The sequence below is a fragment of the Luteimonas sp. WGS1318 genome (assembly GCF_043187535.1).
Lineage (GTDB): Bacteria > Pseudomonadota > Gammaproteobacteria > Xanthomonadales > Xanthomonadaceae > Luteimonas.
In genome coordinates, this window is sequence record NZ_CP171131.1 from 2,873,266 (window position 1) to 2,890,145 (window position 16,880).

Sequence of the window (16,880 nt, forward strand, 5' to 3'; positions counted from 1 at the left end):
AACCTGCGCGACCGGGAAAACCGCCCGATCTTACCCGTCGCCGCGTGACGTTGACCGTGCCAAGAGATGGTGGCGAAAAAACAGCGTTCCACGTCAACCGCTGGCACGGTCATGCGTTCTGGCGCAGTCTGAGGGGCCGCGCCACGCGCATGCGCCGAGGCTTTCCCCCATGGCCCTGTACGACAGCATCCTCGACACCATCGGCCACACGCCGATCGTCCGCCTGCACCGCATCGCCCCGCCGAACGTCGCACTCTACGCCAAGGTCGAATCCTTCAACCCCGGCGGCTCGGTCAAGGACCGGCTGGCGCTGGCGATCATCCTCGACGCCGAGGCCAAGGGCCTGCTCAAGCCGGGCGACACCGTGGTCGAGGCCACGTCCGGCAACACCGGCATCGCACTGGCGATGGTCTGCGCCGCGCGCGGGTACAAGTTCGTGGCGACGATGGTCGAGACCTTCTCGATCGAACGCCGCAAGCTGATGCGCGCCTACGGCGCCAAGGTCATCCTGACCCCCGCCGGTGAGCGCGGCAGCGGCATGGTCCGCCGTGCGAAGGAACTGGCCGACGAGCACGGCTGGTTCCTGGCCAGCCAGTTCGCCAACCCGGCCAACCCCGCCTACCACCGCAGCACGACCGCCGCCGAGATCCTGCGCGACTTCGCCGGCCATCGGCTCGATCACTTCGTCACCGGCTGGGGCACCGGCGGCACGCTCACCGGCGTGGGCGAAGTGCTGAAGGTCGCGCGTCCCGAGGTCAAGGTCACCGCCTGCGAGCCGGCGGGCGCCGCGCTGCTGCAGGGCCAGGCGTGGGCGCCGCACAAGGTACAGGGCTGGACGCCGGACTTCGTGCCCGAGGTGCTCAACCGCGAGATCGCCGCGCAGGTGCTGTCGATCGACGATGCGGTGTCCATCGAGACCGCGCGCCGGCTCGCCGCCGAAGAAGGCCTGTTCGTGGGTATTTCCGCCGGCGGCACGGTGGCCGCGGCGCTCGAAGTGGCGAAGACCGCGCGCGACGGCGACGTGATCCTGGCGATGCTGCCCGATACCGGCGAGCGCTATTTCTCCACGCCGCTGTTCGCCGACATCAACGAAGGCTCCGACGACGACTGGCTGGCCGGCCTGCCGTGATCGGCTGACCACCCGCATGGCGCTTCTGCAGGAGCGCGCTCGCGCGCGATGGCTTGCCTGGCAACGCCTGTCGCGCGCAAGCGCGCTCCTACACGTTTCGTTTCCTGCGGGCCGAGCGCTCAGCCGAGCCAGATCGCCAGTCCACCGCCGACGATCACCAGCGCGACCACCCAGCCCAGCCAGCCGTAGCGGCCGCTGTCGCCGTAGACCACGGTTTCCTCACGGGCTTCGCGCAGCAAGGGCGAGCAGTGCTTGGCGACGGCCTCCCGCGCCTCGGCATCGCTGAGGCCCGGCTTGGCATCGCGGAGCCGACGCGCAGCGTCGACCGTGTTGCCGGTCGCGATTTTCGCAGCCACGGCGCTCGGCAGGGTGTCGGTCGCCGTCGGCACGGCGCTGCCGGACGGGCGAAAGGGGTCGTCGTGGTCGAGCGGGTCCGAGGGATTCTCGGCGAGCCGCTGGACGGCGACGCGGGCGTCGTCACGGCCGAGCCCCGGGTTGGCGTCACGCAACAGCGAGACCGCCTCGTCGGGCTTGCCGCGCCGCAGCGCGTCGTGCACGGCCAGCGGTGCGTGCACGCGTCCGGCATGGGTCACGGCGGACATCGGGTGCCTCCACGTGTTCGAGAACGGGCTTCGAAGTCTGCACCGGCGGCGGTGACGGGGCGGTGGTCCCGGCCGGCGTCCGCGGTCGCGGGCCCACTACACGGCCCCGGGCAGACTCCGCGAATGGTTTCGATCCGCGCGCTCCAGGCCGACATCACCCGCTGCGACGTCGATGCGATCGTCAACGCGGCGAACCCCTCGCTGCTCGGCGGCGGCGGCGTGGACGGCGCGATCCATCGCGCAGCCGGTCCCGCCCTGCTGCAGGCCTGCCGCCGCGTGCCCGAAGTCGCGCCCGGCGTGCGCTGCCCGACCGGTGAGGCGCGCATCACGCCCGGGTTCGCCCTGCCGGCGCGTCACGTGGTGCATACGGTGGGACCGGTCTGGCGCGGTGGCCATGCCGGCGAGGCCGCCCTGCTGGCCGCGTGCTACGACGCCAGCCTGGCGCTCGCGACCGCTGCCGGCGCACGCTCGATCGCGTTTCCCGCCATCAGCTGCGGTGTCTACGGCTATCCCGCCGAGGCCGCGGTCTCGATCGCAGTCGCCACGGTCCGTGCACGAGTCGACGACACGGCCATCGAGGTGGTGTTCTGCTGCCACGACGCCGCGATGCGTGCGCGCTATGTCGCCGCACTCGATCGCTGAACGCGCATACGACGTAACGGTTGCCGCATCGGGCCGGGGGTGCAGCCTGCCGGAACGAACGACGCCGGCATGAAGCCGGCGTCGGTCAGATCACGCCGAGCGCGAACGAATCAGCCGTCCCACTTGCCCAGCGCTGCCAGCCCGTTGGCCTTGGCGCGTGCGTGGACGGTGGACTGCGCCTTGGCGACGTTGTTGACGATGTCCTGCGACCACAGCTTGAGCGCGGCCGACTGCATCGCACGGCCATAGGAGAACGACAGCGGCCACGGGTTCGGCCCCATGCGGTTCATCGCGTCCAGATGCGCGGTTGCATCCTCGTCGCTCTGCCCGCCGGACAGGAACACGATGCCCGGGAGGATCGCCGGCACCGCCGACTTCAGACACATCAACGTGGCTTCGGCGACCTCGTCGGGCTCGGCCGTCTCGCCGCTGTCCTTGCCCGGCAGCACCATCGACGCCTTGAGGATCGTGCCTTCGAGCATGACGTTCTGGTTGTACAGCGCGTCGAACAGGCCGCGCAGCGTCACCTCGGTGACTTCGTAGCAGGTTTCGATGTCGTGATCGCCGTCCATCAGCACTTCCGGCTCGACCATCGGCACCAGACCCTGCTCCTGGCACAGCGCGGCATAACGCGCGAGCGCATGCGCATTGGCCTCGATGCAGGTGCCCGACGGCATGTCCTCACCGATGGTGATCACCGCGCGCCACTTCGCGAACCGGGCGCCGAGTTTGTAGTACTCCTCCAGACGCGCGCGCAGGCCGTCGAGACCTTCGGTCACCAGCTCGCCCGGAAAGCCGGCCAGCGCGTGCGTGCCCTTGTCGACCTTGATGCCGGGAATGATCCCCTGCTGGGTCAGGTACTTCGCGAACGGCACGCCGTCCCTGGTGGACTGGCGGATGGTCTCGTCGAACAGGATCGCGCCGCTGATGTGGTCCGACAGCTTGGGCGTCGTCAGCAGCAGCTCGCGGTAGGCGCGGCGGTTCTCTTCGGTGTTGGCGATGCCCACACCCTCGAAGCGCTTGGCGAGCGTCCCGGTCGATTCATCGATCGCGATGATGCCCTTGCCGGCAGCCACCATGGCCTGGGCGGTTTCGGCAAGCTGTTCGATGCTCATAGCGGGGTTCCGGGGTCGCGACGGGAGGGGCGCGATTATAGCCCGGGGCATTCCTGCAGCCCGAACCGGACCCCTGACACGGTCGTGCGCCGGACGCCGGTGAAGGCCGATGCCCACGGCGACGACCATCGCGGCCCTGACGCCCCACCGCGGCGCAGCCGGAACCCGGGCGACGGCGACAGCCAGAGCCACCCTCATGCGTCGCGTCGTGGCATTCGCCCCCCACGGTGGGGGATGCGCACCGCAGCAGGCACATGCCACCGCCACCGGCCATGCAATGACCACTGCGGCCACGTTCCAGCAGAGCCTGCGACGCCGTTGCAGCCCTCTGCCCGGCGAGCCGGCGTGCAGGCACACGCCGCCTGCCGGAGCTGGATGGACCCGAACGACCCGGTGACGAGACGCGCGGTGCAGCACCCGCAGCCGATGATGCAGAGGGCGGCGGATTCGCACGGCGCGGACGCAGCCCTCGCAATGTTCCGCGTAGGAGCGCGCTCGCGCGCGAAGGCTGTTTGCGGGAACGCCCCATCGCGCGCGCGCTCCTACTGGGCGATGCCACGTCAGGCGGCGGTGCGACGGGTCCGGGGACATGGGCGTGACGCGCGGGCACGGATCACCGAATCAGCCGCCTCTGCCGAGCGGGCCAATGCCCGCCCGATGTTCCAGGGCGGGATCGCCGACGCGGCGATCTCCATGACCATCGTCCGCCTCGCCGCTAGCGGCGAAGCGGACCGCCTCCGCCATCCCGGGTTCGTCCCGACCTCCGGAGAGATCGGGAGAAACGCCGAATGAAGCGTAGTCAGAGCTCGCCCAGGCCCTCGGCCCGTCCGTCCTCGCCCACCTGCAGCAGGCGCAGCGTATTGGTGGCGCCATGGGTTTCCATGTGCTCACCGCTGGTGAACACAACGCGCTGGCCGGGACTGAGCAGGCCGGCTTCGACCAGCAGACGCACGCTGCCGCGCGCCGCCTCGCGCGGGGTCTGGCCGCGGCTGTCGTAGTTAAACGGAAACACGTCGCGCATCAGCGACATGCGCCGGCGCGCGCCGTCATGGCGGGCAAACGCATAGATCGACGCACCGCCGCGGAAGCGCGACAGGTACCGCGCGGTGCCGCCGGATTCGGTCATGGCAACGATCGCGCCCACGCCCACATGCTCGGACAGGAACATCGCCGCCATCGCGATCGCATGATCGGCGCGTTCCAGATTGCGCTGCGCCTTCTCGAAATCGGTCTCGTGAGCGAACTGGCGTTCGGCGCCGACGCAGATGCGCGCCATGGCCTCGACCGCGCGCACCGGATACGCACCGGCCGCGGTCTCGGCCGAGAGCATCACCGCATCCGTGCCGTCGATGACCGAGTTGGCCACGTCCAGCACTTCGGCGCGCGTCGGCATCGGGCTTTCGACCATCGACTGCAGCATCTGCGTCGCGGTGATCACCACTTTGTTGCGGGCGAGCGATTCGCGGATGATCTTCTTCTGCAGGCCCGGCAGTTCGGCATCGCCGATCTCCACGCCGAGATCGCCACGCGCGACCATCACCACGTCGCTGGCGTCGATGATCTCGGCCAGGTTGTCGATCGCCTCGGTGCGCTCGATCTTCGAGACCAGCGCGGCATCGCTGCCGTGGGCACGCGCGATCGAGCGCGCTTCTTCCATGTCGGCGGCGTTGCGGCAGAACGAGACCGCGATGAAATCGACGCCGATGTCGGCCGCGACCTTGATCAGTTCGCGATCGTGATCGGTCAATGCGCCCAGTGACAGGCCGCCGCCCTGCTTGTTCAGGCCCTTGCGATTCGACAGCACGCCGTCATTGAGCACGGTGGTGACGATGCGCGCGCCTTCGACCGCGGTCACCTGCAACTGCATCAGGCCGTCGTCGAGCAGCAGCACGTCCCCTGCTTCGACATCGCCCGGCAGGCCGAGATAGCTGACGCCGACTTCGTCGACGGTGCCCAGGGGCGCTTCGGGATCGGCGACCAGATCGAAGCGCGCGCCCGCGCGCAGTTGCACCTTGCCCTCGGCGAACTTCTCGATGCGGATCTTCGGGCCGGGCAGGTCGGCCAGGATGCCGATCTCGACACCGGCGCGGTCGGCCGCATCGCGAACGGCGTCAGCGCGCGCCTTCTGCGACGCCGGATCGCCATGGGAGAAGTTCAGGCGGACCGCGTTGACGCCGGCGGCGATCAGCGCATCGAGGATTCCGGGCGCGTCGGTTGCAGGACCGAGCGTGGCGAGAATACGGGTGCGGCGGCGGTGCGCCGGAACGGAAGGAAGGTCTGTCGTGGTCATGGGCCGAGTGTAGTGTCCACCGGTAGTCAAAGGCATGTTGCGCAGCAGCAGGCGCACGGTTTACGCGCTCCCCGGCGCGCTTCCGGACATTACTGGAAAATGCGCCCGCGAGTACGCGGCCGCGCGCGGGCACAGGCCAAAACGCCTCGTCATCGAGTGACGGGGGGCACGCGCTGGACATCAGAGCAAGGCAGCGTGCTGGGGACCTGGGCGTCGCCAGTGCGACTCCAGCCTTCGCCAGCTGAGCAGTTCTCTGCGTCCAGACACGCGTCGCACGATGCCGCATACGCCCGGAACGCGCCACGCAACGCACGGGACGTCTGCCCGGGCGTGGGATCTCAACGCACCGCCGCGAGCAATGCGGCCGGCGAATCGACCAGCCGATCGGCCCCAGCCTCGCGCAGCTCATCCGCGCCGCCGAAGCCCCAGAGCACGCCGATCGAGCGCATGCCGTGCTGGCGCGCGCCTTCGATGTCCATGCGCCGGTCACCGATCATCGTGGCGTCCGCGTGCGCCAGCTGCAGCCGGGACAAGGCCTCGGCGATCAGCTCGCGCTTGTAGCGTCGAGCCCCGTCGTCACTGGCGCCGACCACGGTGGCGAACGCATCGCCGAACGGCAGCGCGTCGATGATCCGCCGCGCGAACACCTCGCGCTTGGATGTCACCACCGCCAGGCAGCGCCCATCGGCGGTCAGTGCCGCGATCGTGGTCTCGATGCCGGCATACACGCTGTGCTCGCGCCAGCCCAGCGTGTCGTAGCGCTCGCGATACAGCGCGACCGCCTGCTCGGCGCGGGCCCGGTCGCCATCGAACAGCGCCTCGAAGCTGTCGTGCAGCGGCGGGCCGATCCACGGCAGCAGCGCCTCACGCGACAGCGGCGGATGCTCCAGCGACTCGAGCGTGTGCGCGATGCCGCCGAGGATGCCCGGCTCCGAGTCGATCAGCGTGCCGTCGAGATCGAAGAACAGTGCCTGGGTCACGCGCCGCGGGCGTCGAGCGCCGCGACTGCCGGCAACGTCTTGCCTTCGAGGAATTCGAGGAACGCGCCGCCGCCGGTGGAGATGTAGGACACGTCGTCGGCGATGCCGTACTTGTCGACCGCCGCCAGCGTGTCGCCGCCACCGGCGATCGAGAACGCCTTCGACGACGCGATCGCGCGCGCCAGCGCCTCGGTGCCCTTGCCGAATGCGTCGAACTCGAACACGCCGACCGGGCCATTCCAGACCACCGTGCCGGCCTCGGCGATCATCGCGGCGTAGCGCTTGGCGGTGTCCGGGCCGATGTCGAGGATCATGTCGTCGGCACCCACCGCGTCCACCGCCTTGACCGTCGCCGGTGCATCGGCCGCGAACGCGGGTGCGACGACGACGTCGGTCGGCACCGGGATCTCGGCGCCGCGTGCCTTGGCGTCGGCCATGATCTGCTTCGCGGTATCGAGCAGGTCGGTCTCGACCAGCGACTTGCCGACGCCGTGACCCAGCGCGGCGATGAAGGTGTTGGCGATGCCGCCGCCGACGATCAGCTGATCGACCTTGCCGACCAGCGACGACAGCAGTTCGAGCTTGGTCGAGACCTTGCTGCCCGCGACGATCGCCAGCAGCGGACGCGCCGGCGCGTCGAGCGCCTTGGCCAGCGCATCGAGCTCCGCCATCAGCAGCGGGCCACCGGCGGCGGTCGCAGCGTGGCGGATCACGCCATGCGTCGACGCCTGCGCGCGATGTGCGGTGCCAAACGCGTCCATGACGAACACGTCGCACAGCGCCGCGTATTGCTTCGAAAGCGCCTCGTCGTCGTCCTTCTCGCCGACGTTCATGCGGCAGTTCTCGAGCAGCACCAGCTGGCCCGGCGCGACCTCGACGCCGTCGACCCAGTCGCGCACCAGCGGCACGTCGATACCGAGCAGTTCGGACAGCCGCGCGGCGACCGGCGCCAGCGAATCGGCCTCGCTCCAGCTGCCCTCCTTCGGGCGGCCCAGATGCGAGGTCACCATGACCGCCGCGCCCTTCTCCAGCGCGTAGCGCAGCGTCGGCAGCGATGCGGTGATGCGCTGGTCGGAGGTCACCTTGCCGCCGTCGACGGGGACGTTGAGATCCTGCCGGATCAGCACGCGCTTGCCGGAAAGGTCGAGGTCGGTCATGCGGACGATGGTCATGGGCTCTGGATTCTCTTGAATGATCGGAATGATGTGCGCCATGCCATCCATGGCGTGACACGGCTGCAATCGCAGACACCTGCCCACCCATCCATGGCCGGGCGCTCGCCGCGCGGACTGCCGGAAGGCAGTCCGCTCAGACCGGCTCGCCCTGCCGGATCAGCACGCGCTGACCGGAAAGATCGAGATCGGTCATGCGGACGATGGTCATGGCGCTGGGCTCGCTGTGTTCGGAAGGAGAACGCGGGTGCGTCAGCCGGTCATTGTCCGCGGTGTGCCTGCAGCCACGCAAACCTGCTCTGTAGGAGCGCGCTCGCGCGCGACAGGCTTTGCCGACGTCAGCCGGATCGCGCGTCCCCGAAAAGGGGATGCAAGCACAAGCGCGCTCCTACATGGTGATCTCAACGCGGCTTCGGCGCGCGCAGCAAACTCAGTGCGAAACCACCCACCAGCACCACGCCCAGCAGCAAGACGCCCCACAGCAACCACGTCCCCCAGTCGCGCGGCGGCGTATCGTCCAGCGCGGCAGCACCAGCCAGCTCCGAGCGCGCGCCCAGCGTTGCGAGCGCGGGCTGCCAGCGTCCTCCGTTGCGCGCACGCAGATCGGCCAGCAACGGCGCCACTGCCGCATCGACGCGCACACTGCGCCCGCTGCCCGCCCGCAGCGAGAACGGTGCCGCGCCCTCGGCGACGAACACCAGACGCTCCGGCCGGTAGCCGAGTCGCAACACCGGCGCGGCGCCGGCAGACGGCGCATCCGGCACCAGCCGCCACTGCCGCGCGCGCAGCGTCGTATCGAGCGCACGCGGTGGCGTACGGGATGCCGCGTCCGCGCCGACCCGGTACACCAGCCAGTCACTGGCGATCGTGCGCCACGGCGCGTCGTCGGCCTCGCGCACCGACAGCGTCCAGCGCGCAGTCGCATTGCCATCCAGGCCGAGATCGACGTGGGTCACGGGTACGCGCGCATCGAGCCGGAACACGAATCCCCCTTCGGCATCGGCCAGGCCGGAGGCTTCGAGCGCACGCCATTGCAGTGCGGGCGCTTCGGCCAGCGCAGGCGATTCGCCGGTGACCGACACGACTGCCGGCATCGTGCCGGCGCCGGCACCCGGCGTGATCCGCAGGTAACGCATGCGCACCGGCGTGTCGAACACGATGCGTCGCTCGACCAGCCGCGCCTCGCCGCGACGCAGGTCGAGCAGACGACCGCCTGCAGGCAGCGGCTCCCAGTCGCGCAGATCCTCCGAGCCTTCGACCCGCATCGTGCGTTCGAACGCGACGTCGGCGACGCCCCAGTCCAGCACCAGCGCCTGCAGCGGCAGCGCGGACGCGCTGGCATCCACCAGCAGCGCGGCCGGGGGCGCATCGCCCGGCGCGGACTGCCACTGGATGCGCCGCAGACGGCCGTCGGGATCGACTTCGCTGATCGCGGCGATGTCGCTGCCTGCACGCGCCGCCGTCGCCGGCAGCGGGAACCAGGCCAACGCCTGCGTCGTGCGCCGTGCCGCGGGCGCAGGGACCGACTGCAGCAGCGCCGGCACCTGTCGGCCATCGCCATTGACCACCACCAGATCGCGCAGCGCCGGCGACACCGTGGTCGCATAGACCGCATCGTCGAGTTCGACCTGGTAGGCGCCGGCATCGGGCGACGGCAAGGCCAGCGGCCACTGCGCAACGAAGGTGTCGTCGCCGTTGACCGCGATCGCTGCGCTGCAGAGGACACCGCCGGTGAGGACGGCCAGGCATTTCAGCGTCCGGTTCATGCGACGGTCTCCTGTGCCGGTTCGAGGGTCGGGGTGCGCGGCGGCGCCGGCGCGAAGAAGCCGACGACCGTGCACAGCAGGCCGTAGGCGATGAACGAGCCGATGCCCCATAGATTGCCGAGGTGGCTGCGGTCCACCAGCACCAGCTTGGCCAGCACGATCGCCATCAGCGCCGCACCGGCCAGCCACAGCACCCGCTGGCCACGGCGCGAACCGATGACCCAGCCCAGCACGCCGAGCACGCTCCAGACGACGGTGAGGCTGGTCTGCGCGAGGCTGCTGCCCGCGAGTGCGCTGCTCCACGGCACGCCGCCCCAGTGATGCGCGCCGCGCAGCGTGATCACGGTCACCAGCAGGAACGCGCCGGCCGACAGCAGCGGCACACGGGCGCGCGCATCGAACGCTGCATCGCCACGCCAGAACCAGCGCGCGATCAGCAGCAGCGCCGCGACCTGTGCGAGATCGAGCGGATTGAGCAGCGCGATCCACGGCAGCGGCGCGGCATTGCCTGCGTTGCCGAGCGCCAGCAGCCACCAGATGGCCAGCAGCGCGCAACACACGGTGCGGAATGCCGCGCGCATCGGGTCGAAGGTCGCGCCCAGCGGATGCGTGAGCCACGACCAGCGCAGCAATGCCACCGCGGTGATCGCCAGCCAGGGCGCCACGGCGGCGACCAGCGACCAGCCGTCGCCGCCGTCCATCCGGTCGGACAGCTGCACCAGCAGCAGCGACACCGCGAACGGCCACAGCAGCCACCAGACGAACTGCGCAGCGCGGGCAAATCCGCTGTCGCCGACGCGCAGGCACAGCAGGCTGCGCACGCCGAGTGCAGCGAAGACGAGCCACGCCCAGAGGCCGTTGCCGGCGAAGGGCTGTTGATGCGCCTCGGCCTGCAGGAAGGCCAACGGCAGCGCTGCCGCCAACGCGACACAGGCCGTGCCGGCCAGCAGCGGATCGAACACGCGCCGACTGCGCTCGGCGGCCAGCCATCCCGTGACCGCCGCCAGGACCAGCAGCGCATCGGGGAAATCGCGTCCAGGCAATACGCGCTGGAGCTCGAACGTCCACGCGCCGAGCCACCAGACCATCGCCCAGAGATACGCCAGCCGCGCGGGCACGACCGCGCCCGCACGCGAATACGCCCACGCAATCGCGAGGCCGGCGACCACGAACAGCATCGCGCCGACGAACAGGCCATGCGCGAACGGCGTTTCACTGACGGTCGTATTGCCTGCCGCGAATACGTAGGCGACCACCGCCGCGGCCTGCAGCGCGATGCCGGACCACCGCGGCAGGCGCCGCTGCTGGCGCAAACCAAGCCAGACCAGGGCCGCGCCCTCGAGCGCGAACACGCTGGCGGTGGCCTGCGCCGACAGCGCAAGCGGCACGGCCAGCGTCGCGAGGCCCGCGGCCAGCAGTGCGTACGCCTGCTGCAGCACTTCGAAGCGACCACCGCGACGCAGCCACCACGACAGTCCGGCATACACCGCCGCGAGACCGAGCGCACAGAGCGCCAGCGTGGTCGTGTCGTCGCGCATCAGACCCGACTGCAGCGAGAACGCGATCAATGGAGTACCAAACACCAGGCAGCCGTCGATCAGATCGCGACGCCCCATCGGCCGGCGCCGCGCATGCAGCAACGGCACAGCCAGATAGATCGCGAAGAACAACGCGAGAAACGCCTGCGCGGAGGCGTAGTCGGTGGCCTCGTAATCGAGCACACCCCAGAGCGTGCCGATGCCGAAGGTGAAGACGAAGCCCAGCAGGTTGAGCAGCCGCCATGCGCGGAACCAGGCGATGGCGACGATCGCCGCGTTGAGCACCGCGTAGTAACCGAACAGCGCGACGTGGTTGCCGCCGCCGGTCGAGAGCCAGATCGGCGCGAGGAAGCCGGCCAGCACGGCGAACACCGCCAGCGCCATCGCGCCCTGCAACACCGCCAGCGCACCGGCGCCGAACACCAGCGCCACGCTCGCGGCGAACGCGAATTCCATCGGTACCAGCCCGAACATCCGCGACGCGGCGAACACCACCAGCAGCAGGATGCCGATCATCCCGCCCTGCAGGCTGAGCGCGAACGTCCGATGGCTGTGCCGGCGCATCCAGCCGAACACCAGGCCCGCAACCGCGGCCACCGAGACACCCGCGAGCCGGAGCGACACCGGCACCTGCAGCAGACCTTCATCGCTGGCGTACTTGAGCAGCGCGGCGACACCGGCGAACAGCACCAGCATGCCGATCTTCACCGGCACGTTGCCGGAGGTGAACCACTGACGGACCAGCCGCAGGCCGCGTTCGAACGTGCTCGGCCCCGCGGTGGCTGCAGGCGTGGACTGGGGACGCGGTGATGGCGCGGGACGCACGGGATCCGCATCGCGCCAGGTCTCGCGCGGCGGCGCAGGCGGCAATGGCGGTGGCCCGGCGCTCGGCATCGGCGATGCGGGCGAGACGACCGGTGGAATCCCGACAGCAGGCGATGCCGCAGGCGAAGGCGTTTCGATGGGGCCTGACACGGCGGGCGCAGGCGCCGCGCCCGAGGCCACGGGCGGCACCGACGCTGCCGGCATTCCCTGGCCGGCGATCTCCGCGCGCAGCCGTTCGCTGAGTGCTTCGAGAGCCGCGACCCGGCCGCGCAGGCCAGACAGCATGACCAGCCCGACGACCAACAGGACAGGCACCGCCAACAGCGCCAGTCCAAGCAGAACGAGCAGTGCTTCCATGGAATCCGATCTGTCCGCGCCACCCCGACGCGCTGCGGCCACATTACGCAGCGCCGCGGCGAAAACAAGAAGCCCCGCACAGGGTGGGGCTTCCGGGTACTGCAGAACGCGACTGGCGGGTTACTTCGACGCCACCACGCGCCTCACCTCCAGGCACTCGCTGGAGTAACCTCACACGCTGTCGTGCCAGTTGACCAGCTCGACGCAGGCCACCTTGAAAGGATGCTCTGGGGCGCGCCGTCGCCGCCCAGTCGGGCTCAACCGGCTCCACCTTTGCGTGCGCACAGGTGACGTTCGCCACCGTCTGCTTCCACGGCAACACATGCACGCCACCATGCCTCTTGTGCCACATCGATTACTCGCTGCGTTCCCGGACGCGACCACCGCGCTGTTCTTCCTCCTGGTCTGGCTGTCGCCGATGACGGCGGGTAGAGCGAGCGTGTTCTCCGCCGCCCTGCTCATCGGCCTGGAACTTCCCGCCCTGTTGGCGCTGTCCGGCCTCTTCATGCTGCATGTGAGCGCCCCCTGGCACGACAGGCTCAAGGCCGCCGCGTGTCTCTGCGCCGCGCTTTTCTTCGTCGGCCTGTTCGCGATCAAGGCGTTCCAGGCGCTGCCGAGCGGCCTGCTTCTGGTGTCCGTATTCGCGATGCTGATCGGAAAAGGCCTGATCTACACGACGACCCGTCGGGACAGCACCTGGGCGATCGAAGGCCTCAAGCTCGCAATCCATCTCGGCGTGCTCCTGCTCGTCGTCTCCATCGCCGACCATTTTTCGGCAGCCGTTCCACGCGGCGGCTTCACCGACGACGTGATGCGCCAGCTTGCTCTCCCTCAGGAAATCATCGGCCGCGTCCAGCCCGACAGTCCTTGGGCTCAACCGTGGTGGATCGTCCTGGCGGGCGCGCTCTACTTTTCGCTCTGCGCGATCAGCCGCTACGCCATGGCGCCGGAGACGCCGGACGCGTGAGACGGAACGCGATGACCCCGGCGCACCGACCGTCCGAAGTCACATACAGAAAGCCCCGCATAAGCGGGGCTTCCGGGCGAGCGTCGACCGCGAGCGGTGGGTTACTTCGACGCCACCACGCGCACCATCTCCAGACACTTGTTGGAGTAGCCCCACTCGTTGTCGTACCAGCTGACCAGCTTGACGAAGGTCGGGTCGAGCGCGATGCCAGCTTCGGCGTCGAACACCGAGGTACAGGTTTCGCCACGGAAATCGGTGGCGACCACCTTGTCCTCGGTGTAGCCGAGGATGCCCTTCAGCGCGCCTTCGCTCTGCGCCTTCATTTCGGTGCAGATCTCTTCGTAGCTCGCCGGCTTGTCGAGTTCGACCACCAGATCGACCACCGACACATCGGACGTCGGCACGCGGAAGCTCATGCCGGTGAGCTTCTTGTTGAGTTCCGGAATCACCACGCCGACGGCCTTGGCCGCGCCGGTGGAGGACGGAATGATGTTCTCGAGGATGCCGCGGCCGCCGCGCCAGTCCTTGTTGCTCGGGCCGTCGACGGTCTTCTGCGTCGCGGTCGCCGCGTGCACGGTGGTCATCAGGCCGCGCTTGATACCCCACTTGTCGTGCATGACCTTGGCGATCGGCGCCAGGCAGTTGGTGGTGCACGAGGCGTTGGAGATGATCGCCTCGCCGGCGTAGGTCTTGTCGTTGACGCCGAACACGAACATCGGCGTGTCGTCCTTCGACGGCGCCGACAGGATCACCTTCTTCGCGCCGGCGTCGATGTGCTTCTGCGCGGTGTCCTTGGTCAGGAACAGGCCCGTCGACTCGATGACGACGTCGGCGCCCACTTCGTCCCACTTCAGGTTGGCCGGGTCGCGTTCCTGGGTCAGACGGATCTTCTTGCCGTTGACCAGCAGCGTGTTGCCCTCGACCGAGACCGTGCCCTTGAAGCGGCCGTGCACCGAGTCGTAGGACAGCATGTAGGCCAGGTAGTCCGGCTCGAGCAGATCGTTGATCGCGACGATCTCGATGTCGCCGTCGAAGTTCTCCACCGCCGAGCGCAGCACGTTGCGGCCGATGCGGCCGAAGCCGTTGATGCCTACTTTGATCGCCATGAATCCGGACTCCTGCAGCCGCGCGCACGCGGCAAAAGTGGGAAAGACGTGGCCGCGCGGCGCGTGGGCGCCAGCCCGGACAGCGCTGCACAGTCTACCAGCCACACCGGAACCGGGCCGCCTGCCATCCGCGCGCAGCGCGCGCAATGATTCCAATCAAGGCGCGGGGAATTGCCGGCAGCAACACTGCATGCATCCCACGACGACCGGACCCGACCGATGCGCACGTTGCCCCTCGCCCTGATCGCCCTCGCCTGCCTCGCACCCATCCTGCCTGCCGCCGCCCAGTCAGCCGGCGACTGGACCGTGGCCCTCGGCGCCCATCACGTGGACCCGAAATCCGACAACGGTCGCCTCGCCAACGGCACCTTGCCGCTGTCGATCGGCGGCAGCACCCGCCCGACCATCGCCGTGGAATATTTCGTCCGTGACCGGGTCGGCATCGAACTCTTGGCCGCCGCCCCGTTCCGTCACGATCTCGACATCGCCGGCCTCGGCCGAATCGGCAGCACCAAACATCTCCCGCCGACGCTGAGCCTGCAATACCACTTCGCGCCTCAGGCCCGCGTCGCACCGTTCCTCGGCGCGGGGCTCAACTACACGACCTTCTTCGAGGAAGAGACCCGAGGCGCACTGGCAGGCTCGAAGCTGGCTCTCGGCGACTCATGGGGCCTGGCCCTGCATGCCGGCATCGACATCCAGGCGGGACCCGGCAAGCTGCGGCTGGATGCGCGGTGGATGGACATCGAGAGTGACGTGCGCCTGGATGGGGCGAAACTGGGGACCGCGCAGATCGATCCGCTGGTGTATGGCGCTGCTTACGTGCTCAAAATTTGACGCGGACTTCTATTGCAGATGCTTACACCAAACGTTCAACGCTCGACAGTACATCCCTCGTAGAGCACGCGGCAGTCGCTACCGCACGCCTGCATTGCAGACCTACGCGCACGCCGCAGAGTGCGATCTCTAGACGCGGCGGTTTCCGTGGCCGAAGTCGCTACGGAAGCACACTGATTTACAAAGACCAAATCTACCTCGCACTCCTTCCCGCCGCGCCTACTGCACATTTCGAGCGCTGCATCGCTAGCATCAGCTTCTGTCCCATGGTTGATCGCCCAGCCTGTCAAGGAGATCGCACCTTCTTCAGCAGCTGCTATCGAGAAAGCACCCCACGATTGACTCTGATTGGGCGCTCGCGTATCGCCTGCGTCATGCGCAGGCAAAAAGACCGTGTGATAGCTCGACGAACTAGGATCCTGCGCAAGCAACGGGCCACTGCAAAAAGCAGGCAAACAACAGGCAATCAATAAAATTGCTCGCATATCAATCCTCCCTCTCCTTGGCGTACGGCATTCCCTAATCACCCACCGCCTCTCCCAGCCGTGGTCGTCTTGGGTGGCTCTTCAGTCCCACTATTCGAAACGGTTCGCTGCCTGTAATCAGAATCCTGACCGGAACTGTTCCTGCCGAGCGTACCAAAGCTCGAATTCGCAGCAAACTGCCCAAGTGTGCCACTGAAGAACATCGCCGCCATGGGCGGCGCCATCACCATCAGCACCGACATCAACAGGCCAATGCCGCCCTGCTGCATCGCCGCGGCGTTAAGGCCGCCGGAAGGCACGACACCGGGTATACCGAATCCATCCTCGGTAATCAGTGTGTACTGCAACAGCATGGCGGCAGCAGTGATTGCGACCAATTTGGTGGCGACCGACACCATAAACGACAGGACAGCGAGGCTGAACATTGTGCCGAGACCGTAGAGCAGCCATCGTTTGAACAGTTCCTTGGTCTGATCGAACATCAGGCACAGGATGAACAAAGGTCCGAAACCGACAAACAGCACCATTGCGATTTTGTACAGCAGCAACATCGCGCCGCCGACCACCGATGGCCCGGCGATGCCAATGGCCGTAAAGGTAACCGCGCGATTCTGACTGTCCTTGTTCTGTGGATCGTCATCGCCAATGCCGACCGTGTCGACCAAAGCGAAGATCAGACCCATGATCTTGAGGTTCTTGTCGATCGAATCCTCGGGCTTTTCGTCGATGCCGGCCACAATTGTGTTGATCGACCTCGGCAGTCCATCGGCGAGGAAGCCTGTCAGATTCGTGCCGGCGAATGACATCGCGGTGGCGGCCGACACGATCAGGAAGACGCGCAGCGAGCCGACGACGAGGCCCATCATCGATTCACGGCTACGGCCAGTGACGATCATGAACCCCTGCAGCAGCACCCAGAGCGTGCACAGGGTGAGTGCGAGCCCACTGACGAACTGGGTTCCACGCGCAATCAGCCCGTTCTGGAACGAGGCGATCTGCGAGTTGAGGAACTCGAAGACCAGCGCGAAGAACGCCCACTGTGCGAAGCCCGCCAGACTGTCCATGTCGA

At 68.3% G+C, this 16,880-nt stretch carries 15 protein-coding genes; 5 read left to right on the forward strand and 10 right to left on the reverse strand.

The window, feature by feature from the left end; genetic code table 11:
* Positions 1 to 169 precede the first annotated feature (169 nt).
* On the forward strand, positions 170 to 1,129 hold the full coding sequence (cysK, locus tag ACF3M1_RS13050; RefSeq protein WP_394001305.1) for a cysteine synthase A: 960 nt from the start codon (positions 170 to 172) through the stop codon (positions 1,127 to 1,129).
* A gap of 119 nt (positions 1,130 to 1,248) precedes the next feature.
* On the opposite strand, the gene ACF3M1_RS13055 is transcribed toward cysK, so the two are convergent.
* The gene (locus ACF3M1_RS13055) at positions 1,249 to 1,731 is read right to left on the reverse strand and encodes a hypothetical protein (protein ID WP_394001306.1); all 483 of its coding nucleotides are present in this window, start codon (positions 1,729 to 1,731) and stop codon (positions 1,249 to 1,251) included.
* A 123-nt stretch (positions 1,732 to 1,854) separates the two neighbouring features.
* Between ACF3M1_RS13055 and ACF3M1_RS13060 the strand changes: the two genes are divergently transcribed.
* On the forward strand, positions 1,855 to 2,373 hold the full coding sequence (locus tag ACF3M1_RS13060) for an O-acetyl-ADP-ribose deacetylase (RefSeq protein WP_394001308.1): 519 nt from the start codon (positions 1,855 to 1,857) through the stop codon (positions 2,371 to 2,373).
* 110 nt (positions 2,374 to 2,483) lie between these two features.
* On the opposite strand, the gene ACF3M1_RS13065 is transcribed toward ACF3M1_RS13060, so the two are convergent.
* On the reverse strand, positions 2,484 to 3,488 hold the full coding sequence (locus ACF3M1_RS13065; protein ID WP_394001310.1) for a class I fructose-bisphosphate aldolase: 1,005 nt from the start codon (positions 3,486 to 3,488) through the stop codon (positions 2,484 to 2,486).
* Positions 3,489 to 3,863: 375 nt separating this feature from the next.
* Between ACF3M1_RS13065 and ACF3M1_RS13070 the strand changes: the two genes are divergently transcribed.
* The gene (locus ACF3M1_RS13070; RefSeq protein WP_394001312.1) at positions 3,864 to 4,280 is read left to right on the forward strand and encodes a hypothetical protein; all 417 of its coding nucleotides are present in this window, start codon (positions 3,864 to 3,866) and stop codon (positions 4,278 to 4,280) included.
* A gap of 7 nt (positions 4,281 to 4,287) precedes the next feature.
* Here ACF3M1_RS13070 and pyk read toward each other — a convergent pair whose 3' ends face one another.
* From pyk to ACF3M1_RS13095, 5 genes are all read right to left on the reverse strand, one after another.
* Positions 4,288 to 5,778 (reverse strand): pyruvate kinase, encoded by a 1,491-nt coding sequence (pyk, locus tag ACF3M1_RS13075; protein ID WP_394005274.1) that lies wholly within the window; start codon positions 5,776 to 5,778, stop codon positions 4,288 to 4,290.
* A 338-nt stretch (positions 5,779 to 6,116) separates the two neighbouring features.
* On the reverse strand, positions 6,117 to 6,758 hold the full coding sequence (locus ACF3M1_RS13080; protein ID WP_394001314.1) for an HAD hydrolase-like protein: 642 nt from the start codon (positions 6,756 to 6,758) through the stop codon (positions 6,117 to 6,119).
* Positions 6,755 to 7,930 (reverse strand): phosphoglycerate kinase, encoded by a 1,176-nt coding sequence (locus ACF3M1_RS13085; RefSeq protein ID WP_394001316.1) that lies wholly within the window; start codon positions 7,928 to 7,930, stop codon positions 6,755 to 6,757. The genes ACF3M1_RS13080 and ACF3M1_RS13085 overlap by 4 nt, the downstream gene beginning before the upstream one ends.
* A gap of 401 nt (positions 7,931 to 8,331) precedes the next feature.
* Positions 8,332 to 9,696: a DUF3999 family protein gene (locus tag ACF3M1_RS13090; RefSeq protein WP_394001318.1), complete on the reverse strand. Its 1,365-nt coding sequence runs from the start codon at positions 9,694 to 9,696 to the stop codon at positions 8,332 to 8,334.
* Entirely contained in the window at positions 9,693 to 12,416 is a 2,724-nt protein-coding gene (locus ACF3M1_RS13095; protein ID WP_394001320.1) for a DUF2339 domain-containing protein, read from the reverse strand. Before ACF3M1_RS13095 ends, ACF3M1_RS13090 begins: the two co-directional genes overlap by 4 nt.
* 322 nt (positions 12,417 to 12,738) lie before the next feature.
* Between ACF3M1_RS13095 and ACF3M1_RS13100 the strand changes: the two genes are divergently transcribed.
* Positions 12,739 to 13,383: a hypothetical protein gene (locus ACF3M1_RS13100; protein ID WP_394001322.1), complete on the forward strand. Its 645-nt coding sequence runs from the start codon at positions 12,739 to 12,741 to the stop codon at positions 13,381 to 13,383.
* A 101-nt stretch (positions 13,384 to 13,484) separates the two neighbouring features.
* Here ACF3M1_RS13100 and gap read toward each other — a convergent pair whose 3' ends face one another.
* On the reverse strand, positions 13,485 to 14,489 hold the full coding sequence (gene gap, locus ACF3M1_RS13105) for a type I glyceraldehyde-3-phosphate dehydrogenase (RefSeq protein WP_394001324.1): 1,005 nt from the start codon (positions 14,487 to 14,489) through the stop codon (positions 13,485 to 13,487).
* A gap of 219 nt (positions 14,490 to 14,708) precedes the next feature.
* Between gap and ACF3M1_RS13110 the strand changes: the two genes are divergently transcribed.
* Positions 14,709 to 15,326 (forward strand): OmpW family protein, encoded by a 618-nt coding sequence (locus tag ACF3M1_RS13110; protein ID WP_394001326.1) that lies wholly within the window; start codon positions 14,709 to 14,711, stop codon positions 15,324 to 15,326.
* Between the two features lie 35 nt (positions 15,327 to 15,361).
* On the opposite strand, the gene ACF3M1_RS13115 is transcribed toward ACF3M1_RS13110, so the two are convergent.
* Together ACF3M1_RS13115 and ACF3M1_RS13120 are read right to left on the reverse strand one after the other, a co-directional pair.
* On the reverse strand, positions 15,362 to 15,811 hold the full coding sequence (locus ACF3M1_RS13115; RefSeq protein ID WP_394001328.1) for a DUF4189 domain-containing protein: 450 nt from the start codon (positions 15,809 to 15,811) through the stop codon (positions 15,362 to 15,364).
* Positions 15,812 to 15,849: 38 nt separating this feature from the next.
* A complete protein-coding gene (locus ACF3M1_RS13120; RefSeq protein ID WP_394001330.1) occupies positions 15,850 to 16,875 on the reverse strand; it encodes a type IV secretion system protein in 1,026 nt (341 codons plus the stop codon).
* Positions 16,876 to 16,880 lie beyond the last annotated feature (5 nt).

Bases quoted from the DNA above. Each gene is read 5' to 3' on its own strand.
- cysK (WP_394001305.1), top strand. From the start codon at position 170: ATGGCCCTGTACGACAGCATCCTCGACACCATCGGCCACACGCCGATC.
- ACF3M1_RS13055 (WP_394001306.1), bottom strand. From the start codon at position 1,731: ATGTCCGCCGTGACCCATGCCGGACGCGTGCACGCACCGCTGGCCGTG.
- ACF3M1_RS13060 (WP_394001308.1), top strand. From the start codon at position 1,855: ATGGTTTCGATCCGCGCGCTCCAGGCCGACATCACCCGCTGCGACGTC.
- ACF3M1_RS13065 (WP_394001310.1), bottom strand. From the start codon at position 3,488: ATGAGCATCGAACAGCTTGCCGAAACCGCCCAGGCCATGGTGGCTGCC.
- ACF3M1_RS13070 (WP_394001312.1), top strand. From the start codon at position 3,864: ATGGACCCGAACGACCCGGTGACGAGACGCGCGGTGCAGCACCCGCAG.
- pyk (WP_394005274.1), bottom strand. From the start codon at position 5,778: ATGACCACGACAGACCTTCCTTCCGTTCCGGCGCACCGCCGCCGCACC.
- ACF3M1_RS13085 (WP_394001316.1), bottom strand. From the start codon at position 7,930: ATGACCATCGTCCGCATGACCGACCTCGACCTTTCCGGCAAGCGCGTG.
- ACF3M1_RS13090 (WP_394001318.1), bottom strand. From the start codon at position 9,696: ATGAACCGGACGCTGAAATGCCTGGCCGTCCTCACCGGCGGTGTCCTC.
- ACF3M1_RS13095 (WP_394001320.1), bottom strand. From the start codon at position 12,416: ATGGAAGCACTGCTCGTTCTGCTTGGACTGGCGCTGTTGGCGGTGCCT.
- ACF3M1_RS13100 (WP_394001322.1), top strand. From the start codon at position 12,739: ATGCACGCCACCATGCCTCTTGTGCCACATCGATTACTCGCTGCGTTC.
- gap (WP_394001324.1), bottom strand. From the start codon at position 14,489: ATGGCGATCAAAGTAGGCATCAACGGCTTCGGCCGCATCGGCCGCAAC.
- ACF3M1_RS13110 (WP_394001326.1), top strand. From the start codon at position 14,709: ATGCGCACGTTGCCCCTCGCCCTGATCGCCCTCGCCTGCCTCGCACCC.
- ACF3M1_RS13115 (WP_394001328.1), bottom strand. From the start codon at position 15,811: ATGCGAGCAATTTTATTGATTGCCTGTTGTTTGCCTGCTTTTTGCAGT.
- ACF3M1_RS13120 (WP_394001330.1), bottom strand. From the start codon at position 16,875: ATGGACAGTCTGGCGGGCTTCGCACAGTGGGCGTTCTTCGCGCTGGTC.